Genomic DNA, 17,066 nt, shown 5'->3' with positions numbered 1-17,066 from the left:
ATGGGCACGGCGCACGCTCCTGGCCCGCACATGGCACAGCAGTTCCTTCTCTTCCGCGCGCGAGCGTCCGGCACCGGCGCCGGTACACCCGCCCGCCGAACCGCATGTTTGCCAGAGGAGTCGGCATGGCACATCCCCCGCTGCGGACCGAGCGACCCTTCGGTCAGGTCCGGCCCCCAACGACGACCGGTGCCAGGAACAACATCCGGTCCGACGCACACCCGGGCGAGGGGCGTAAGGCCACCTCCGTCGCCGCCGCACCCCACGGCTCCGGAACGCAGCGCGACGAGGCGATCACGGTCGGCATAGCCGATCACGAGATCCTGGTACGGGGCGGTATCAGGGCGATGCTGGAACGCGCCGAGGGAATCCGCGTCGTGGGCGAGGCCCAGGACCCCGGCGCGGTCGTCGCACTGGTCTCGCGCGACCGGCCGGCGGTGCTGCTCATCGACGGCGCGATGGCCGGCACCCAGGGAGCGCGGGTGATCGGCGTGCTGCGCCGGCTGGCGCCCATGACCGCCGTCGTGGTCCTGGCCCCGTCCCCGGAGGGCAGCCAGCTCGACCGGGTCCTGCGGGCCGGGGTGGCGGGGTGTCTGCTCAAGAGCGGCGACCCGCAGGACATCGTGGGCGCGGTGCGGGTGGCGGCCGCCGGGGGAGCGGTGCTGGGCCCCGAGGTCGCCAAGCGGGTGCTGGAACGGGTGGCGGAGATCGACACCGACCGCATCGAGCTCGCCCGCGAGCTGATCGGCGGCCTGACCCGGCGGGAACGGGAGGTGCTGGCGCTCGTCGCGCAGGGCATGGCGAACGTGGAGATCGGGCGGGCCCTGCATCTGAGCGAGGGAGGCGTCAAGGCGCACATCAGCCGTCTGCTCACCAAGCTCGAGTGCGGCAACCGGGTGCGCGCCGCCCTCATCGCGCACGACGCGGGACTCACCGGCGCGAGCACGGAGGTCCCGGAGCCGGGCAGCCGGCGGCGAGGCGCCTGATCCCACCGGACGGGGTCGGCCCCACCCGCCGGCCCCGCACGTCGGTTCTTTTCGTACGACCCTCACCTCGCACCACCTGTCCATATCCGCTGCCGTTCCCGCCGTGGCCGCTCGTCGCCGTCTCACTTGGCCAGATAGCCCCCGTCGATGACGTGATCACCGCCGGTGAGATAGGCGGCATCGTCGGAGACCAGGAAGCCGATCAGCCGGGCGACCTCCTCCGGCTGGGCAGGTCTGCGCAGCGGTACGGCGTCGAGCAGGCCGTCCGTCGCACCTGGGGGGAGGGCCGCCACCAGCGGGGTGTCCACCAGTCCCGGCGAGACGGAGAGCACCCGGATGCCCGAACCGCCGTACTCCCGTGCCGCGGTACGGGTCAGCGCGAGCACCCCCTGCTTGGCGGCGGCGTACGCCCCGTGGTCGCGGAATCCCGAATGCGCGGCGATCGACGCCAGGTTGACGATCGCACCGCCACCGGCGGCGACCATGGCCGGGAGTTGGTGGCGCAGGGCGTGGAAGACCCCGTGCAGGTTGACCCCGATGACGTTGTCGAAGTCCGTGACGGGGTACGCGCCGAGGGGCTTCAACGGGCCGTTGATCCCGGCGCTGTTGACGGCGATCCGCAGCTCGCCGCCGAGATCCGTCGCCTCGGAGACCGCCTTCTCCATCGCCCCGGGGTCGGTGACGTCCAGCCTCCGTGCCCGTGCCCGCCCACCCGCGGCGGTGATCTCCGCGGCGACCTCGGCGGCCCCCTCCTCGTCGAGATCGGTGACCAGCACCGGTGCGCCCCGGGCGGCGAGCAGCCGGGCGCAGGCCGCCCCGATGCCCGAGGCCGCCCCCGTCACCATGGAGACCCGGTCACGGAGCGGGAAGTCGTCCGTCATGTCCTTCGGTCCTTCCTGTACGCGAGCCGGGTTCATGGCCGGCCGGTCCGGCGCGCGGTGAGTGTCACGGGGACCCGCTCCGGGCGGATCACGGTGCCGACTAGGGTCCGCACGGGTTGCCCTGGGGCCGGTGCCCACTGCCAGCGGCCGGCGAAGCAGGCCAGGGCGATGGTGAGTTCGGCCCAGGCGAACTCCTCGCCGACGCAGAGCCGGTTGCCCGCTCCGAAGGGCAGATAGGTGCCGCGGGCGGGCTTGGCGGCGCTGCCGGACCAGCGCTCGGGGGCGAAGCGGTCGGGGTCCTCGTACAGGCCGGCGTCCCGGTGGAGGGCGTAGGGGGAGAAGAACACGTCGGTGCCGGTGGGCAGTTGGGCGCCACCGAGGGCGAGCGGTTGGATCGTGCGGCGCATGGAGAGCCAGGACACCGGGTGCAGGCGCAGCGTCTCGGTGAGGATCTGCCGGGTGTACGGCAGTGAGCGCAGGTCCTTGAAACTGGGCGGCCGTTCGCCCAGGACGGTGTCCACCTCCTCGTGCAGCCGGGCCTGTATGTCGGGACGCAGGGAGATCTCGTGCACCGCGTAGGCCATGGCGGCGCTGATCGTGCCGGTGCCGCTGAGGAAGAGGGTGATCAGCTCGTCCGCCACCTGGCCGTCGGTCATCGCACCGTCCGGACCGTCCGCCAGCAGCAGCATCGACAGCAGATCGCCCCGGTCGCCGCCGTCCGCCCGGTAGGCGTCGATGATCCGCTGCTGGGCGGCGCGCAGCCGGTCCAGGGGGCCACCGTCCGGCGGGCGCCAGCGCGGAAGCAGGGGGACGCGTTCCGCCCAGGCCTGGAGCGGTGAGAGGGCCAGCCGCATCGAGCGGTACTTGACGGAGAGCCATTCCTTGACGGCGGCGTGCAGTTCGGGGCCGGGATCGGTGGCGAACAGGGTGCGCAGCAGGATGTCCATGGTGAGCCGGTTGATCTCCGGCACCATGTCGAACACCGCGTCGGCCCGCCAGGCGGCGGCCCGCAGAGCGGACCGCTCGGACATGATGTCCGTGTAGCGCTCGATGCGTTCGTGGTGGAAGCCGGGCTGGATCAGCCGGCGCTGGCGGCGGTGGAAGTCCGCGGCGGAGGTGGTGAGCCCGTCGCCGAGCGGTCCCCGCAGGGTGTCGAACATCGCTCCCTTGTCGAATCCGCGGGCCTGGGTGGCGAGCACCTCGCGGATGAGGTCGGGGGAGTTGACCACGTAGACCGGGCGCGGGCCGATGGAGATCCGCACCATGGGGCCGTAGCCGCGCAACTCCCGCATGAAGGCGAGCGCGTCGGTGTTGAGCCGTCGGCCGTGGCCGGTCAGCGGGCGGTGGCCGCCGGCAAGGGGTACGGCGGGCGGGACCGTCCGGAACGCGATGCCCATCTCAGAGACCTCCATGGGTGCTGAGGTGGCGCCGGCCGGCGAAGAGGCCCATCGCGGCGAACGCCTGGGTGTGGGTCTGGTAGTGGGTGAGCAACGGCCGGGGGCCGTACATCAGGGGCTGTCCGGGCCAGGTGCCGTCAGGCCGTTGAGCGGCGGTCAGGTGATCGAGTCCGGCCGCCCAGCGTTCCCGGTCCAGCACGCCGCCGCTCTCCAGGGCGGCCAGTGCCAGACCGGTCGCCGCCGGGGAACTGGCCTCGCCCCGCTCGGCCGGCCAGCCGCCGTCCGGGTTCTGGGTCTCGGCCAGGGCCACGGCGGCGTCGTGCGGACCGTCGCCCCGCGCTGCGAGCGCCGCCAGCACCTCGGCGGTCGCATAAGGCAGGCCGTGGTACCAGCCGGCGTGCCAGCGGCCCTGGCGGCGAAACCTCTCCTCCAGCCAGCCGCGGGCCTCGTCCCGGGCGATGAGATGTGTGCCGGAGTGCAGGTCGAGGGCGGTGACCACGTGGGCGACCACGTCCTCGACGGGCGGGTCCCGGCGGACTGCCAGGTACGCCACAGTCCGTCGCCCAGTCGCTGTCCGGCCAGGTGGTCCAGGCCGCCGGTGAGCGTCTTCGCGGGGACGGCCGCGTTCCGCAGCGCGATCAGGGCCGCGCTGGTGGTGTCGTTGTCGGACTCCAGCCGGGAGCGGAACGGCCAGCCGCCGTCGGGATTCTGCGCCTCGACGAGGAAGGCCACCGCTCGTGGCAGGGCATGGCGGTCGAAGACCGGTTCCCCCGGAAGACGCGGGTCATCAGCGTCGTGTCCCAGACGTCGCTGGAGGTGAAGCGCCAGGTGCCGTCGGGCAGTTGACTGCTCAGCAGGTACTCGGTGCAGCGCCGGGCCGCCGTGCCCTCGGGATCGCCCGCCCGCAGGGCCAGCAGGGCCAGCCCGGTGCTGACGGGATTGCCGAAGAAGTCACCGGCGGCTGACTGCTCCCCGGCGATGCGGCGGGCCGCCTCCCGGGCCCGTTCCCGGTCGGCGAAGTGGGCCTCCACCAGGGCGTGCGCGGACCAGAGTTCCACCCGGGTCCAGCGTTTGAGGCGGTCGGCGCGCGACCAGCCGGCACGCAACGACGCCCGCAGCCGGATCGCGTCGCCGCCCGCGGTCTCCCGGCGCGCGTGCAGTGCGACCGTCTCCAGCAGGCGAGCCCTGCTGGCAAGCGCCGGCTGGGCGAAGGAAGGATGGCGCAGATCGATACGGCCCTCCCCGCCCAGGGCCAAGGACCGCAGCGCGGTCTCGACCGCCAGCGCGGCGGGGTGGTGTCGCTGGGGTGCGGCACCGCGCAGCCAGCCGAGGGCGGCGGCCGTCGCCGCCCGGGCGTCGGGGTGTGCCGCGCCGGTGAGGGCGAGAGCCGCCAGCGCGGTCTCGGTGATCCGGGGATCCGGGTCCGAGACCCACGAGCCGTTGTCGTGCTGGGCGGACAGGGCCTGCCAGGCGGCGAGTGCCACGGCCCTGTCGACCCGTTCGGAGGTGAGTGCTGTTGTTGCGAGCCCTGCTGAGGTCATGACTGCCGCTCCGCTCGCGCAGGCGATGCTGCCGGTCGACGGTGGTCTGGGGAGAGGCCGGTGCGGGATCGCCACGAACATCCCCACCACGTTTCCCGTCAGCCCCGGCGGTGCGCCTTTGCGGTCTTTCGTTTCACTCGCAGTCGGCGAAGGGTGGCCGATCGGCCCGGCCGACACCGGCCACTCGGCTCTGTCCGCTCCCGCCGCCGAGTCCGGTAACTGCCCTGCGGATCAAGGGAGTGAGGTTCACCGGCTGACCGGCCGTTCAACACGGGGCACCGCCAGGGCGAATCGAGGAGCAGATTCCGCCATGGTTCAAGGGTGAACTTGATTGGTCTGGACAACCCTGTCACTCTGCTCGTGTGTGGACCCGACTTTTCGGACTCAGAGCCCGTCTCCTCCGCATCCTCGTCCCCGCGGTGGTCGGCGTCTTGGCCGTCCTGGGCGCCGGTTTCATCATCACCGGCCGACCCGCCGTGGCCGTGGCGATGGCCGCACCCGCCGCCGACCGCTACGTCGGCATCGGCGCGGTCCCACGGGCCGTACCGCCCGCGCTCGGACCGGACGCCTCCACCGGCGACTACACCGAGGACTGCGGACGCAACCTCGACGCCCACCGCAACGCCGACAACCTCGTGGTGTCCCGGGCGTCACGGGCTCGGCCCATCACATCCACGACTACGTGGGCAACGTGTCGACCAACGCCATGTCCAGCAACGCCGAACTGGCCGCGGCCCGCACCACCTGTGTGGGCGGCGACCGCTCCACGTACTACTGGCCCGTGCTGCGCAGGCTGGATCGGATGGGCGCCGACCAACACGCGGTCGGCGGCGGCCTGGACGACAACATGGGCCAGATCCTGACGCCGTCCTCGGTCGTGATCGAGTTCCGCGGCAACCCGGTGAGCAAGGTCGTCGCCATGCCCCGGTTCCTGCGTCTGATCACCGGCGACCCTGTCGCCCTCTACACCGGCGGCGCCAACGTCCGCGCCCAGTGGGGCTGTTCCGGCCACCGGGACCGCTTCACCACCAAGTACGCGTTGTGTCCCGCGGGCAGCGGGCCGACCCGCACCCTGGACTTCCCCAGCTGCTGGGACGGTCTGTCCACCGACAGCCCCGGCCACCGCACCCACGTCGTGTTCCCGTCGGCCGACGGCGTCTGCCCGCACGCCACCTTCGCCGTTCCGCAGTTGCGCATCACCCTCACCTACTCCGTGCCGCGCGGAGTCCGGTACGCGGTGGACTCCTTCCCGGAGGAGAAGCGCGACCCGAGCACCGACCACGCCATGTTCATCAACGTCATGACGAGTCGTCAGATGTCCGCGCTGGTCGGCTGCCTCAACGCCGGCCGCCGGTGTCACGCGGCCTGACCCGGGCCGGGCACCCGGCGAGGAAAAACCCGACCTGATCGAACCGGCCCCGGCTGCCGTCCGTGTACCACGCGTCGGCCCAGAAGAGGACGGGAGGAAGCGGATGGCGGCGCTGTGGTCCCGCGCGCGGGACAAGCAGAGAACGAGCGACGAGGTGCTCATCCGGTCCCTGTACGAGGAACACGGCAGAGCTCTCATCGCCTACGCCCTGCGGCTCACCAACGATCACGCCGCCGCCGAGGACGTGGTCCAGGAGACCCTGATCCGCGCCTGGAAGAACCAGGAGTCGCTGCTCAACGGCAAGGGCTCGGTGCGAGGTTGGCTGCTCACCGTGGCCCGGAACATCATCACCGACCGGTACCGGGCCAGGGCTTCGCGGCCCACCGAGGTCGCCGAGTCGGTGAACACCGCCGCGGTGGAGCGGGACCACGCGGAGGGCGTGGTGGACTCGATGCTCGTGATGGAGGCTCTCGACCGGCTCTCCCCGGACCACCGGGACGTGCTCAACGAGCTCTATTTCCAGGGACGCAGCGTCGCCGAGGCGGCCGAGGCCCTCGGAATACCTCCGGGTACCGTGAAGTCCCGATCGCACTATGCCCTGAAGCAGTTGCGGGACCTGTACAGGGACCGACCCACGGCAGCGAAGCTCGTCGCGTTGAAGGAGGTGGCGGCATGAGCATCAAGGAACACGACAGCGCACTGCTCGGCGCCTACGTCCTCGGCACGCTCGACGAGCGGGAGGTACGGACCGTCGACGAGCATGTGGCCTCGTGCGACAGGTGCCGTGAAGAGCTGGACGAACTGCGGGAGTTGGAGACGGCGCTCGACGAAGTGCCGCCGGAGGCGTTTCTCGACGGTCCGCCGGAGGGCGGGGACCTGCTGCTCCAGCGCACGCTCCGGCAGGTGCGCAACGAACGTACGGGTGAGATCCGTCGGCGTGGCGCCCTGCTGGCCGCGGCGGCCGCGGTCGCGGCGGCAACCGTCCTCGGCTGCGGGGTGCTGATCGGAAAGAGCATGGGCGGCACCGGCACCGAGGTCGCGGACCCCGCACAGAGCTCGGTCTCGGCACCCGCCACCCTGCCCCCGCCGGAACGAAGGTGGCCTCGGGCACCAGCACCGCGACCGGCAGCCGGATGACGGTACGGGTGACCCCGGCCGCCTCCTGGGTCAGGGTCAACGCCTCGGTGGCAGGCATCCCGGTGGGCGAGCACTGCCGCCTGATCGTGGTGAGCAGGGACGGCCACCGGGAGATCGCGGGCAGCTGGGTCGTCGCGGACGAGGACAAGGGCGCCAACCTCGACGGCTCGGCGGACATCCCCGTCGACGACGTATCCCGGATCGTCGTGGAGAACGGCAGGGGCAAGGAGTACGTCTCCCTGAAGGTCTGAGCCGCTGTCCGCTCGGCGCCTCCTGGGCGGCACCGAGTTGTACGGCGTTGTACGGCCCCGCCCCGGCTCAGCGCTCGCGCGAGCGTGGCGGGGCCCAGCGGGGTGCCGACTGCGGGGTGCCGTACGGAGCCTGCGGGGACTGTGCGGGCGGGGCGGGAGCGTACGCGTTCTGCCGTGACCGTGCGGTCCTCGCGGGGCCGTCGAAGAAGGGCTCGCCGGAGAGCGGCGCGGTCTCCCGTGTCTCCTTGGCCGTGCCGGCTCGCCGGGACGCCGCGGCCTGGTTCCACTCGCCGTCGCCCAGCACCAGCAGCGGGTCGAACATGACGACCACGCCGGCCAGCAGCAGGAAGACCGCCGGACCGAGCAGCATGGGGAGCAGCAGGGAGGTCGGTGAGTCGCCCGCCCAGGTGCTGTTGCCCTTGCCGTGCACATGGACGCTGACGGCGGCCATCGCGGTGTAGTGCATGCCGGACACCGCGACGCCCATCACCAGGCTGGCGCCGAGGCTGGTCACGAAGCCGCGGACGGTGACGGCCGCCCAGAGCGCGGCGGTCGCGGCGATGATCGCGATCGCCACCGACAGGAGGACCGTTGCGGTGTTGTACTCGATGTCGCCGTTCAGCTCCATCGCGGCCATGCCCAGGTAGTGCATCGCGGCGACACCGAGGCCGGTGACGGTGCCCGCGACGGCCAGCGTGCCGCGGCCCGCGCCCCGGTATCCGACGATGAACACGCCGATGCCGACCACGACGATCGACACCGCCAGGCTGAGCAGGGTGAGGCCGGCGTCGTAGCGGATGCCGGTCTGCTCGACCTGGAAGCCGAGCATCGCGATGAAGTGCATCGTCCAGATCCCGCAGCCGATCGAGGCGGCGCCGAGCGCGAGCCAACCGGGCTTCCAGGACTGTTCGTTGAGCAGGGACCGGACGATGCAGCGCAGTCCCAGCGCCCCTCCCAGGCAGGCCATGAGATAGGCCGCCACCGGGGTCACCGCGCCATAGCGGAACCCGTCAACCGTGCCTTGCATGCCAACTCCCCCAGAGCCATGGCAGATTGTGGAGCAAGGTTTACGGGTGAGGCACACGTAAAATCAAGGGATTACCGTGGGTAACTGACTAATTCTCAACTATCAACGGTTCACTCTGGTCGCGCGGCGGCTAGTTCCGGCCATGATCGGTCGATGCGGGACAGTGCCCCGACGTCGTCATACCCACCCTCCTCCGCACCGGCAGCCACCGCATCGCACCGGCCACCTGCTGGCCCGCCTTCTCGTCGGACGTTCGCGCCGTGGCCGGATCCGTGGGGTGCGTGCCGGTCCGCATCCGGTCCATCGCCGTCCGAGAACGCGTCCCCCGGCGACGGCTGACCCTGCGGCGCCTCAGCGCAGCTCAAGCCGCATCAGCACGCGGGGGTGACCAGCCAGCACCGACTTGGTCTCGGTGGCAAGCGCGAACCCCGCCTGCTCGAAGTTCTTCCGGATCCCGGCGTACGCCATCGTCGTGTCGACCGCACCCGCCCCGCTGTCGAGCGGATACGCCTCGAGGGCCGGAGCCCCCTGCGCACGGGCGAAGTCCACGGCACCTGCGATGAGGGCGTGCGAGATGCCCTGACCCCGGTGGCCGGGACGTACCCGGAGGCACCACAGCGACCAGACCGGCAGGTCGTCGAGGTGCGGAATCGTGCGGCTGCGTGCATACGTCGTGTCGGCGCGCGGCGCCACCGCCGCCCAGCCGACCGGCTCGGCACCGTCGTAGGCGAGCACCCCCGGAGCAGGTTCCGCACGGCACAACCCGGCGACGTACTCCCCGCGGGCGGGCCCGCGCAGCTCCTTGTCGAGCTTCGACGGGATCCGATGACTCAGGCACCAGCAGACGGTGGCCCCCGGCGACTTGGGGCCGATCACGGCACGGACGTCCTCGAAGACCGAAGCCGGACGAACTTCAATGGTCATGACGCCACGATGGCACGCCGGACCCGGTAGCGGAGGTGCGTGGCCTCCGGAGTGTCGATCACCTGCACGATCTCCGTGGGCAGACGGTCGGTGGTAGGTGCCGTGCGTGCGGCACCGTCCTGTACTTACGCTCCCGCGCCGGTGACGATCCGAGCGCCTGCCTCTGGGCACTGGACCTCGTCGCCGGCGAGGAGCACCTCCTGGCGGATCCATTACGGCTGCTCGGGAACCGTCGATCCGGCATGGAGTCGTACGCCACCGACCGCACCGCCGGCCTGATCACCTTCGCCCTGGACGGCGAGCTGTGGGCGGTCCGCCCAGGTCGGACAGCACCGCAACGCCTGCCTGTGCCGGGCCCGGTCTCCGACCCACGCCCCGACCCCACCGGCCATCGCATCTCCTATGCCGCCCAGCGCGCCCTGCGCGTCACGAGGGCGGACGGCGGAGCCGACGTCGCGCTGGCCCAACCGGACAGCCCCCAGGTCGAGTTCGGAGCGGCCAAGCACACCGTCGCCACTTCGCCCGACGGCGCGCGTGGCCACTGGTGGTCCCCGGACGGCACCCGTCTGCTCGTCGCCCGCACCGACTCCACGGCGGTCCCACCTTGGCCGGCGATCGACGGGGAAGACCCCAAGCCGCCCTTCTCGGCGGTCGGTTGCCCCAATCACGACACCACGCTCTGGGTCGCGGAGCTCAACGGCTCACTCACGCAGGCGCGTTGGGACCGGAACGCGTTCGAGTACGTCGTCGGCGCCGGCTGGGACTCCCACGGCCCCTACGCCGTCGTGCAGACCCGCGACCAGCGCACCGTTCGCTTCCTCGCGATCGACCCCGTCGACGGCCGGACAGAGATCCTGGAGGAGCAGACCGACGACCGCTGGGTCCACCTCGTTCCGGGACTCCCCGCCCGCACCGCGTCCGGCACCCTCCTCTCGCACACCGACCGTAACGGCACCCGTCACCTCACCGTGGACGGCGTACCGGTCACACCACAAGGACTCCAACTCCGGGCGGTACTGGGCACGGACGGCGACCAAGTGCTCTTCACGGCCTCCGGCGAGCCCACCGAGACGCAGCTGTGGAGCCACGATCCGGTGCGCGGCCTCCGACAGCTGACCTCCGCCCGGGCGCTGCACTCGGGCGTACGACGTGGTGGCACCCTCCTCCGAGTCGCCCGTGGTGCCGACCGGCCCGGGGGACGAGCTGAGGTATGCAGGGGAGGTCAACGCCCCGTCCCCATCACCTCGTACGTCGAACAGCCCGTCCTCGACCTGCACATGACCCGCCTCGTCCTCGGCCCCCGCCGCCTGCGTGCCCGGCTGCACCTCCCGTCCTGGTACCGCCCCGGCCGCGGACGCCTGCCCGTGCTGGCCGACCCCTACGGCGGAGCGTCCCACCAGCGGGTCACGGCCGAGCTCGGCTGGCGGGAGCTGCTGTCGCAGTGGTTCGCCGAGCAGGGTTTCGCGGTGCTGGCCGCCGACGGACGCGGCACACCCGGGCGTGGGCCGGACTGGGAGCGCGAGGTCCACGGCGATCTCTTCGGGCTCGCCCTCGACGACCAGGTCACCGCGTTGCACGAGGCGGTGCGGCTGTGTCCCGACCTCGATCCGGAGCGTGTCGGCATCCGCGGCTGGTCCTTCAGCGGGGCGCTCGCGGTCGCCGCGGTCATGCGCCGGCCGGACGTCTACCGGGTGGCGGTGGCCGGGGCGGGGGTCACCGATCAGCGGCTGTACAACGCGCACTGGCGCGAGCGGTTCCTCGGGCAGCCCGCGCGGTATCCGGAGCGGTACGAGGCCTGCGATCTGGTCCGTGAGGCGCCCCGTCTGACCAGGCCCCTGCTGCTGATGCACGGCCTCGCCGACAGCAATGTCCCGCCCGTCAACACCCTCCGTCTGTCGGAGGCTCTGCACGCCGCCGGGCGCCCCCACGAGGTTCTGTTCCTGCCGGGCGTCGGCCATCAGCCGATGGGCAGCGCGGTCACCGAGAAGCTGTTGGAGCGTCAAGTCCGTTTTCTGCAGGACCATTTGGGTGTCACACGCACAGAGGGATAACCCTCGATTGCCGCGGACGCTGGTGACATGGACTGGTCAAACCTGCCACCATCCCCCAACCGCCGCACAAACCCCCACGTTCTCAACACAGCCGGTCCCGCACAGCTTCGGCTCGTCCCGGTCAGCACACCCGTCTGCCCGGTCTGTCACCGGCCGCCCCACGCGGCCAACGCAGTAGGAGAACGAGTGAGACGCATCCCCCGCAAGCGGACCGCGGTAGGAGCCCTGGTCTCCACCGCAGCCTTCCTCGCCGTCGGCATCCAGTCGGTTCCGGCGACCGCCACGCCCGCGGCCCCCCACCCAAGTCCCCTGCGCGCCGGGGGCCTTGAGGCCAAACTGACCCCGGCGCAGCACAAGGCACTGGTCAAGAGCGCGGAGCAGAAGAGCTCCGCGACCGCCCGCTCCATCGGCCTCGGGGCCAAGGAGAAGCTGGTCGTCAGGGACGTCGTGAAGGACAACGACGGCACCCTGCACACCCGTTACGAGCGGACGTACGCCGGTCTGCCCATCCTCGGCGGCGACCTCGTCGTGCACACCCCGCCCGCCTCCCTCGCGGCCGGTACGGTGAGCACGACGTTCAACACCAAGCAGACCATCAAGGTCGCCTCCACCACGGCCACCTTCACCAAGGCGGCCGCCGCGACCAAGGCCCTCAAGGCCGCGAAGGCCCTCGACGCCGTGCGGCCCAGCACCGACAGTGCCCGCAAGGTCATCTGGGCGGGCAGCGGCACCCCGAAGCTCGCCTGGGAGACGGTGGTCGGCGGCCTCCAGGACGACGGCACGCCCAGCCAGCTGCACGTCATCACCGATGCCTCCACCGGCAAGGAGCTGTACCGCTACCAGGCCATCAAGACCGGCACGGGCAACACCCAGTACAGCGGCACGGTCACGCTGAACACGACGCTGTCGGGTTCGACGTACCAGCTGTACGACACCACGCGCGGTGGCCACAAGACGTACAGCCTCAACAACGGCACCTCGGGCACCGGCACCCTGATGACGGACTCCGACGACGTCTGGGGCACCGGTTCGGGCTCGAACACGCAGACCGCCGGCGCGGACGCGGCCTACGGCGCCCAGATGACCTGGGACTTCTACAAGAACACCTTCGGCCGCAGCGGCATCAAGAACGACGGCGTCGCCGCCTACTCGCGCGTCCACTACAGCACGGCGTATGTCAACGCCTTCTGGGACGACGACTGCTTCTGCATGACGTACGGCGACGGCTCGGGCAGCACGCACGCGCTGACCTCGCTGGACGTGGCCGGCCACGAGATGAGCCATGGCGTCACCTCGAACACGGCGGGCCTGGAGTACAGCGGTGAGTCCGGCGGCCTCAACGAGGCCACCTCGGACATCTTCGGCACCGGTGTGGAGTTCTACGCCAACAACTCCTCCGACGTCGGCGACTACCTCATCGGCGAGAAGATCGACATCAATGGCGACGGCACCCCGCTGCGCTACATGGACAAGCCGAGCAAGGACGGCGGCTCCGCGGACAGCTGGTACTCCGGTGTCGGCAACCTCGACGTGCACTACTCCTCGGGTCCGGCGAACCACATGTTCTACCTGCTCTCCGAGGGCAGCGGCACCAAGGTCATCAACGGCACCACCTACACCAGCACCACCTCCGACGGCGTCGCTGTCGCCGGCATCGGCAGGGCCGCGGCCCTGCAGATCTGGTACAAGGCGCTGACGACGTACATGACGTCGAGCACCACATACGCCGGTGCCCGGACCGCCGCGCTCAACGCGGCCGCCGCGCTCTACGGCACCAGCTCCACCCAGTACGCCGGTGTCGGCAACGCCTTCGCGGGCATCAACGTCGGCAGCCACATCACCGTGCCGACCAGCGGAGTCACGGTCACCAACCCGGGCAGCCAGTCGTCCACCGTCGGTACCGCGGTGAGCCTGCAGATCTCGGCCAGTTCCACCAACAGCGGCTCCCTGACCTACGCCGCCAGCGGTCTGCCGACCGGCCTGTCGATCAGCAGCTCGACCGGCGTGATCTCCGGTACGCCGACCACAGCGGGCACCTACAGCTCCACCGTCACGGTGACCGACAGCACCGGAGCCACCGGCACCGCATCCTTCACCTGGACCGTCAGTTCCAGCGGTGGTGGCAGCTGCACCTCCACGCAGCTGCTGGGCAACGCGGGCTTCGAGTCCGGGAACACGACCTGGACCGCGACCAGCGGGGTCATCACCAGCTCCAGCAGTGAGGCCGCCCGCACCGGCTCGTACAAGGCGTGGCTGGACGGCTACGGCTCCACCCACACCGACACGCTGTCCCAGTCGGTGACGATCCCGAGCGGCTGCACGGGAACGACGTTCACCTTCTACATCCACATCGACACGGCGGAGACCACCACCAGCACCCAGTACGACAAGCTGACGGTCACCGCCGGTTCGACGACCCTGGCCACGTATTCGAACCTCAACGCGGCCTCCGGCTACGTCGCGAAGTCCTTCAGCCTCTCGGCCTTCGCGGGGACCACGGTCGCCCTGAAGTTCACCGGCGTCGAGGACTCCTCGCTCCAGACCAGCTTCGTGATCGACGACACCGCGGTGACGACCAGCTGACCACCCGCACGACATGGGCCTCACCCCTGCCGGGGTGAGGCCCTTCGGCGTCAGTTGAACGGGTCGAGGGTCAGATACGCCTGCTGCGGGCTGCCGTCCTGGACGAGCGACTCGTGGTTGCCGACGTCGTCGAAGGCGAACGCGTAGGCCTTGCCGTCGGCCATCTGCGCATGGATCGCGCGGGCGTACTGGTTGGTCACCGCGTCCTGGTAGAAGTTCGCCGAGGACGTGTCCGGCTGGTTCGCGTTGACCAGCAGTGTGCTGCGGTTGAAGCCCGCGCACAGGGTTCGCGAAATGGGGCCGCGCACCTGGTCGTTGGGCACGTCGAGCAGCTTGTGGCAGCCGAAGACGCTGTCCGCGTCCGGCTTCTGGAAGCTGGTGACGACGGCGCCCGAACCGTTGGTGAAGTTCATGACGTTGCCCGCGACCTTGCCGAAGTACTTGGTGTTCGGCTGGTCGGCGAACGGCGTCACGGTCAGGGTCGACGACGCGTACTTCTGCCAGACACGGTTGATGTAGTCGTCCATCACGGACGCCGGCAGCGCGCCGGACTCCAGCCCGTGCCCCGGCGCCAGCGCCCGCAGCACCGTCCCGTCGGACCGGGTCTGGATCAGCCCCGCCCAGCCGCCGGACCGGCCGCGCAGGTCGTTGAGGACCCCGTTGTAGCCGCCGGACTTGAGGTGCCCGGTGTTCACCGTGCTTCCGTCGGAGCGCTGCACGCCGACCGCGTAGGGCGCGGAGAACATGTCCACCTGCGTGCTGTTGAGCCACAGCCCCGAGTCGTTGAGCGTGTACTCGGACCAGTTGAAGAGGATGTCGTGGTTGGGGTCGGTCGGGTTCTGCACGGCGGGCTGTACCAGTCCGCCGGTGGTCAGCTTGAACACGAGCTTCTGCCCGTACGAGAAGTAGATCCGCCCGGAGAACTTGGGGATCTGGATCGTCTTCGACTGACCCGCGGCCGGTCCCGCGATCGACGCGTCCGGCGCGGGCGTCGGCGGATTGCCGCCGGCCGGCCAGGCGTGGAACGTACCGTTCGCGTCCGCCCAGCCCTGCTGGCCCGTCGAGAGCAGGGTTCCGATCGTGTAGACGTAAACCGCGTCTCCACGACCGGAGTTGTTGGTCACCTTCAGGGGAATCGTCGCCGGCACCGCCGCCTTGGCGGACGAGGGCGACTGGATCGCGATCACCGCGGCGATCAGGGCGGCCGCGGCCGTGGGGGCCGTCATGCGGCGCGTGAGCTTGTGGTGCACGCTCCACCTCCGTGTGTGGGGTCACTCGAGGGGATTGGTCCGTACCTGTTTTTGAGAGCGCTCTCAAACTGGCATCAGGGTGCGTGCATGTCAATGAGTTGAACACAGGGCGACGCCCACGGAGTTGGAACCGCGGGCGTCGCTGTGAGTTCTGAAGCCGAGCGTCAGAAAGTGCGGCCGAGCAGATCGAGCAGCGCCGCCCAGTGCCGCTCGTCGGCCTCCTTGTCGTACGCGTCCGTGTCCGCCTGCGTGTACCCGTGCTGCGCACCCGGGTAGACCTCGCAGCGGTGCCGTACGCCCGCCGCCGTCAGGGTCTCCTCGAGCAGCAGTTGCTGCTCGGGAGGCATGGAGGCGTCCTCGTCCGCGTGGCCGAAGTACAGCTCGGCGGTGACCTTCTCCGCCACCAGGTGGGGGCTGTCCGGAGCTTCCGTCGCCAGCCGCCCGCCGTGGAAGCCGGCCGCCGCCGCGACCCGGTCCGGGTAGGTGCCGGCGGTGAGCAGGGCGAGCCGGGCGCCCATGCAGTAGCCGGTCAGGGCGACCGGGCCGTCGGCGACCAGCGGGGAGTCGGCCAGCCACTGCAGATACGCGCCTGCGTCCCGCATGGCGAGCTCGGGCGTGAGGGACTGCATCACCGGGGGGATCTGCTCCCAGAGAGCGCCCAGGGCCTCCGGGCCGAGGAAGTCGGGGAGGTCGAAGACCGGCGCACGCCCGTGCCGGTAGAACACGTGCGGGAGCAGCACCGTGTAGCCGGCGGCCGCCAGCCGGTCGGCCATGGCGTTGAGGTGCGGGCGCGGTCCGTAGGCGTCCTGGTAGAGCAGTACGCCGGGGTGGGGGAGGCCGTCACCGGGGTGTGCCAGGTAGGCGTCCGAGACGCCGTCCTCGGTGGTGATGTCAACGGCCGTTCCCTGTACGGAATTCATGGGGAGGCTGCCTCTCTGCGTGCTCGGCGCCGACCGGCTCTGCTGCCCGACGGGCCGGATGCGGCCATCGTTGCACGTGCCACCCACCGTGCCGGAAGGGGCCCCGGCCTGGTGGAACACTGGAGTTCACTCGAACCGGGAGGTGTCCCCGGCTCCGTGCCGTACGATCTCCGCCTCGCCGTCCGAGAAGTCGATGACGGTCGTCGGCTCGGTGCCGCACTCGCCGGAGTCGACCACAGCGTCGAGCACGTGGTCGAGCCGGTCCTTGATCTCCCAGCCCTGTGTCATCGGCTCCTCCTCGTCGGGCAGGAGCAGCGTGCTGGACAGCAGCGGCTCACCCAGCTCGGAGAGCAGTGCCTGGGTGACGACGTGGTCGGGGATGCGCACGCCGACCGTCTTCTTCTTCGGGTGCTGGAGCATGCGCGGCACCTCCTTCGTCGCCGGCAGGATGAAGGTGTAACTGCCGGGCGTGGACGCCTTGATGGCCCGGAACACGTCCTTGTCGACCCGCACGAACTGGCCGAGCTGCGCGAAGTCCTGGCATACGAGGGTGAAGTGGTGCCGGTCGTCCAGGTGCCGGATGCTGCGGATCCGGTCGATGCCGTCCCGGCTGCCCAGCCGGCAGCCGAGCGCGTAGCAGGAGTCGGTGGGGTACGCGATCAGGGCATCCTGGCGGATGCTGTCGGCAACCTGGGAGATGATGCGCGGCTGGGGGTTGTCGGGGTGCACGTCGAAGTACTTCGCCATCC

At 70.8% G+C, this 17,066-nt stretch carries 16 protein-coding genes; 7 read left to right on the top strand and 9 right to left on the bottom strand.

The genetic code is table 11. From position 1 onward, the window contains the following. The first annotated feature begins 125 nt into the window (after positions 1-125). Positions 126-986, top strand: coding sequence for a LuxR C-terminal-related transcriptional regulator (locus tag ACQEWB_RS00850; RefSeq protein ID WP_432825919.1), 861 nt, complete (start codon positions 126-128; stop codon positions 984-986). Between the two features lie 122 nt (positions 987-1,108). On the opposite strand, the gene ACQEWB_RS00845 is transcribed toward ACQEWB_RS00850, so the two are convergent. From ACQEWB_RS00845 to ACQEWB_RS00830, 4 genes are all read right to left on the bottom strand, one after another. After that, on the bottom strand, positions 1,109-1,867 hold the full coding sequence (locus ACQEWB_RS00845) for an SDR family NAD(P)-dependent oxidoreductase (RefSeq protein WP_432825917.1): 759 nt from the start codon (positions 1,865-1,867) through the stop codon (positions 1,109-1,111). 32 nt (positions 1,868-1,899) lie between these two features. Continuing rightward, positions 1,900-3,264 carry a cytochrome P450 gene (locus tag ACQEWB_RS00840; protein WP_432825915.1) on the bottom strand — a complete coding sequence of 455 codons (1,365 nt, stop codon included), beginning with the start codon at positions 3,262-3,264 and terminating at the stop codon, positions 1,900-1,902. Between the two features lies 1 nt (position 3,265). After that, positions 3,266-3,817 carry a hypothetical protein gene (locus ACQEWB_RS00835; protein ID WP_432825913.1) on the bottom strand — a complete coding sequence of 184 codons (552 nt, stop codon included), beginning with the start codon at positions 3,815-3,817 and terminating at the stop codon, positions 3,266-3,268. Positions 3,818-3,902: 85 nt separating this feature from the next. Next, positions 3,903-4,805: a hypothetical protein gene (locus ACQEWB_RS00830; RefSeq protein WP_432825911.1), complete on the bottom strand. Its 903-nt coding sequence runs from the start codon at positions 4,803-4,805 to the stop codon at positions 3,903-3,905. A 682-nt stretch (positions 4,806-5,487) separates the two neighbouring features. Here ACQEWB_RS00830 and ACQEWB_RS00825 point away from each other — a divergent pair. The 4 genes from ACQEWB_RS00825 (at position 5,488) to ACQEWB_RS00810 (ending at position 7,562) form a co-directional block, all read left to right on the top strand. Continuing rightward, positions 5,488-6,174: a DUF1996 domain-containing protein gene (locus tag ACQEWB_RS00825; protein WP_432825909.1), complete on the top strand. Its 687-nt coding sequence runs from the start codon at positions 5,488-5,490 to the stop codon at positions 6,172-6,174. 103 nt (positions 6,175-6,277) lie between these two features. Beyond that, positions 6,278-6,850, top strand: coding sequence for a sigma-70 family RNA polymerase sigma factor (locus tag ACQEWB_RS00820; RefSeq protein ID WP_432825907.1), 573 nt, complete (start codon positions 6,278-6,280; stop codon positions 6,848-6,850). Continuing rightward, complete coding sequence (locus ACQEWB_RS00815) at positions 6,847-7,311, top strand: zf-HC2 domain-containing protein (protein ID WP_432825905.1); 465 nt, start codon at positions 6,847-6,849, stop codon at positions 7,309-7,311. Before ACQEWB_RS00820 ends, ACQEWB_RS00815 begins: the two co-directional genes overlap by 4 nt. Next, the gene (locus ACQEWB_RS00810) at positions 7,272-7,562 is read left to right on the top strand and encodes a hypothetical protein (RefSeq protein WP_432825903.1); all 291 of its coding nucleotides are present in this window, start codon (positions 7,272-7,274) and stop codon (positions 7,560-7,562) included. Before ACQEWB_RS00815 ends, ACQEWB_RS00810 begins: the two co-directional genes overlap by 40 nt. Positions 7,563-7,629: 67 nt before the next feature. On the opposite strand, the gene ACQEWB_RS00805 is transcribed toward ACQEWB_RS00810, so the two are convergent. Together ACQEWB_RS00805 and ACQEWB_RS00800 are read right to left on the bottom strand one after the other, a co-directional pair. After that, positions 7,630-8,589: an MHYT domain-containing protein gene (locus ACQEWB_RS00805; RefSeq protein WP_432825901.1), complete on the bottom strand. Its 960-nt coding sequence runs from the start codon at positions 8,587-8,589 to the stop codon at positions 7,630-7,632. Positions 8,590-8,940: 351 nt separating this feature from the next. After that, positions 8,941-9,513: a GNAT family N-acetyltransferase gene (locus tag ACQEWB_RS00800; protein ID WP_432825899.1), complete on the bottom strand. Its 573-nt coding sequence runs from the start codon at positions 9,511-9,513 to the stop codon at positions 8,941-8,943. A 242-nt stretch (positions 9,514-9,755) separates the two neighbouring features. Here ACQEWB_RS00800 and ACQEWB_RS00795 point away from each other — a divergent pair, with 242 nt between their 5' ends. Beyond that, positions 9,756-11,564 carry a prolyl oligopeptidase family serine peptidase gene (locus ACQEWB_RS00795; RefSeq protein ID WP_432825897.1) on the top strand — a complete coding sequence of 603 codons (1,809 nt, stop codon included), beginning with the start codon at positions 9,756-9,758 and terminating at the stop codon, positions 11,562-11,564. Positions 11,565-11,750: 186 nt separating this feature from the next. Next, on the top strand, positions 11,751-14,147 hold the full coding sequence (locus tag ACQEWB_RS00790; protein ID WP_432825895.1) for a M4 family metallopeptidase: 2,397 nt from the start codon (positions 11,751-11,753) through the stop codon (positions 14,145-14,147). A gap of 50 nt (positions 14,148-14,197) precedes the next feature. Here the strand turns inward: ACQEWB_RS00790 and ACQEWB_RS00785 are convergent, their stop codons facing one another. The 3 genes from ACQEWB_RS00785 to ACQEWB_RS00775 all read right to left on the bottom strand — a co-directional run bounded on the left by ACQEWB_RS00785 (position 14,198) and on the right by ACQEWB_RS00775 (position 17,064). Then, entirely contained in the window at positions 14,198-15,373 is a 1,176-nt protein-coding gene (locus ACQEWB_RS00785; RefSeq protein WP_432843591.1) for a glycoside hydrolase family 64 protein, read from the bottom strand. A 188-nt stretch (positions 15,374-15,561) separates the two neighbouring features. Then, positions 15,562-16,317 (bottom strand): dienelactone hydrolase family protein, encoded by a 756-nt coding sequence (locus ACQEWB_RS00780; protein ID WP_432825893.1) that lies wholly within the window; start codon positions 16,315-16,317, stop codon positions 15,562-15,564. Between the two features lie 126 nt (positions 16,318-16,443). Further along, positions 16,444-17,064 carry an L-threonylcarbamoyladenylate synthase gene (locus ACQEWB_RS00775; RefSeq protein WP_432825891.1) on the bottom strand — a complete coding sequence of 207 codons (621 nt, stop codon included), beginning with the start codon at positions 17,062-17,064 and terminating at the stop codon, positions 16,444-16,446. Positions 17,065-17,066: the final 2 nt, after the last annotated feature.

Origin of the sequence: Streptomyces sp. CA-249302 (genome assembly GCF_050936785.1) — a bacterium.
Classification (GTDB): Bacteria; Actinomycetota; Actinomycetes; order Streptomycetales; family Streptomycetaceae; genus Streptomyces.
Note: the sequence above shows the minus strand (reverse complement) of the source record. Positions and strands in the feature narration are given on the sequence as shown.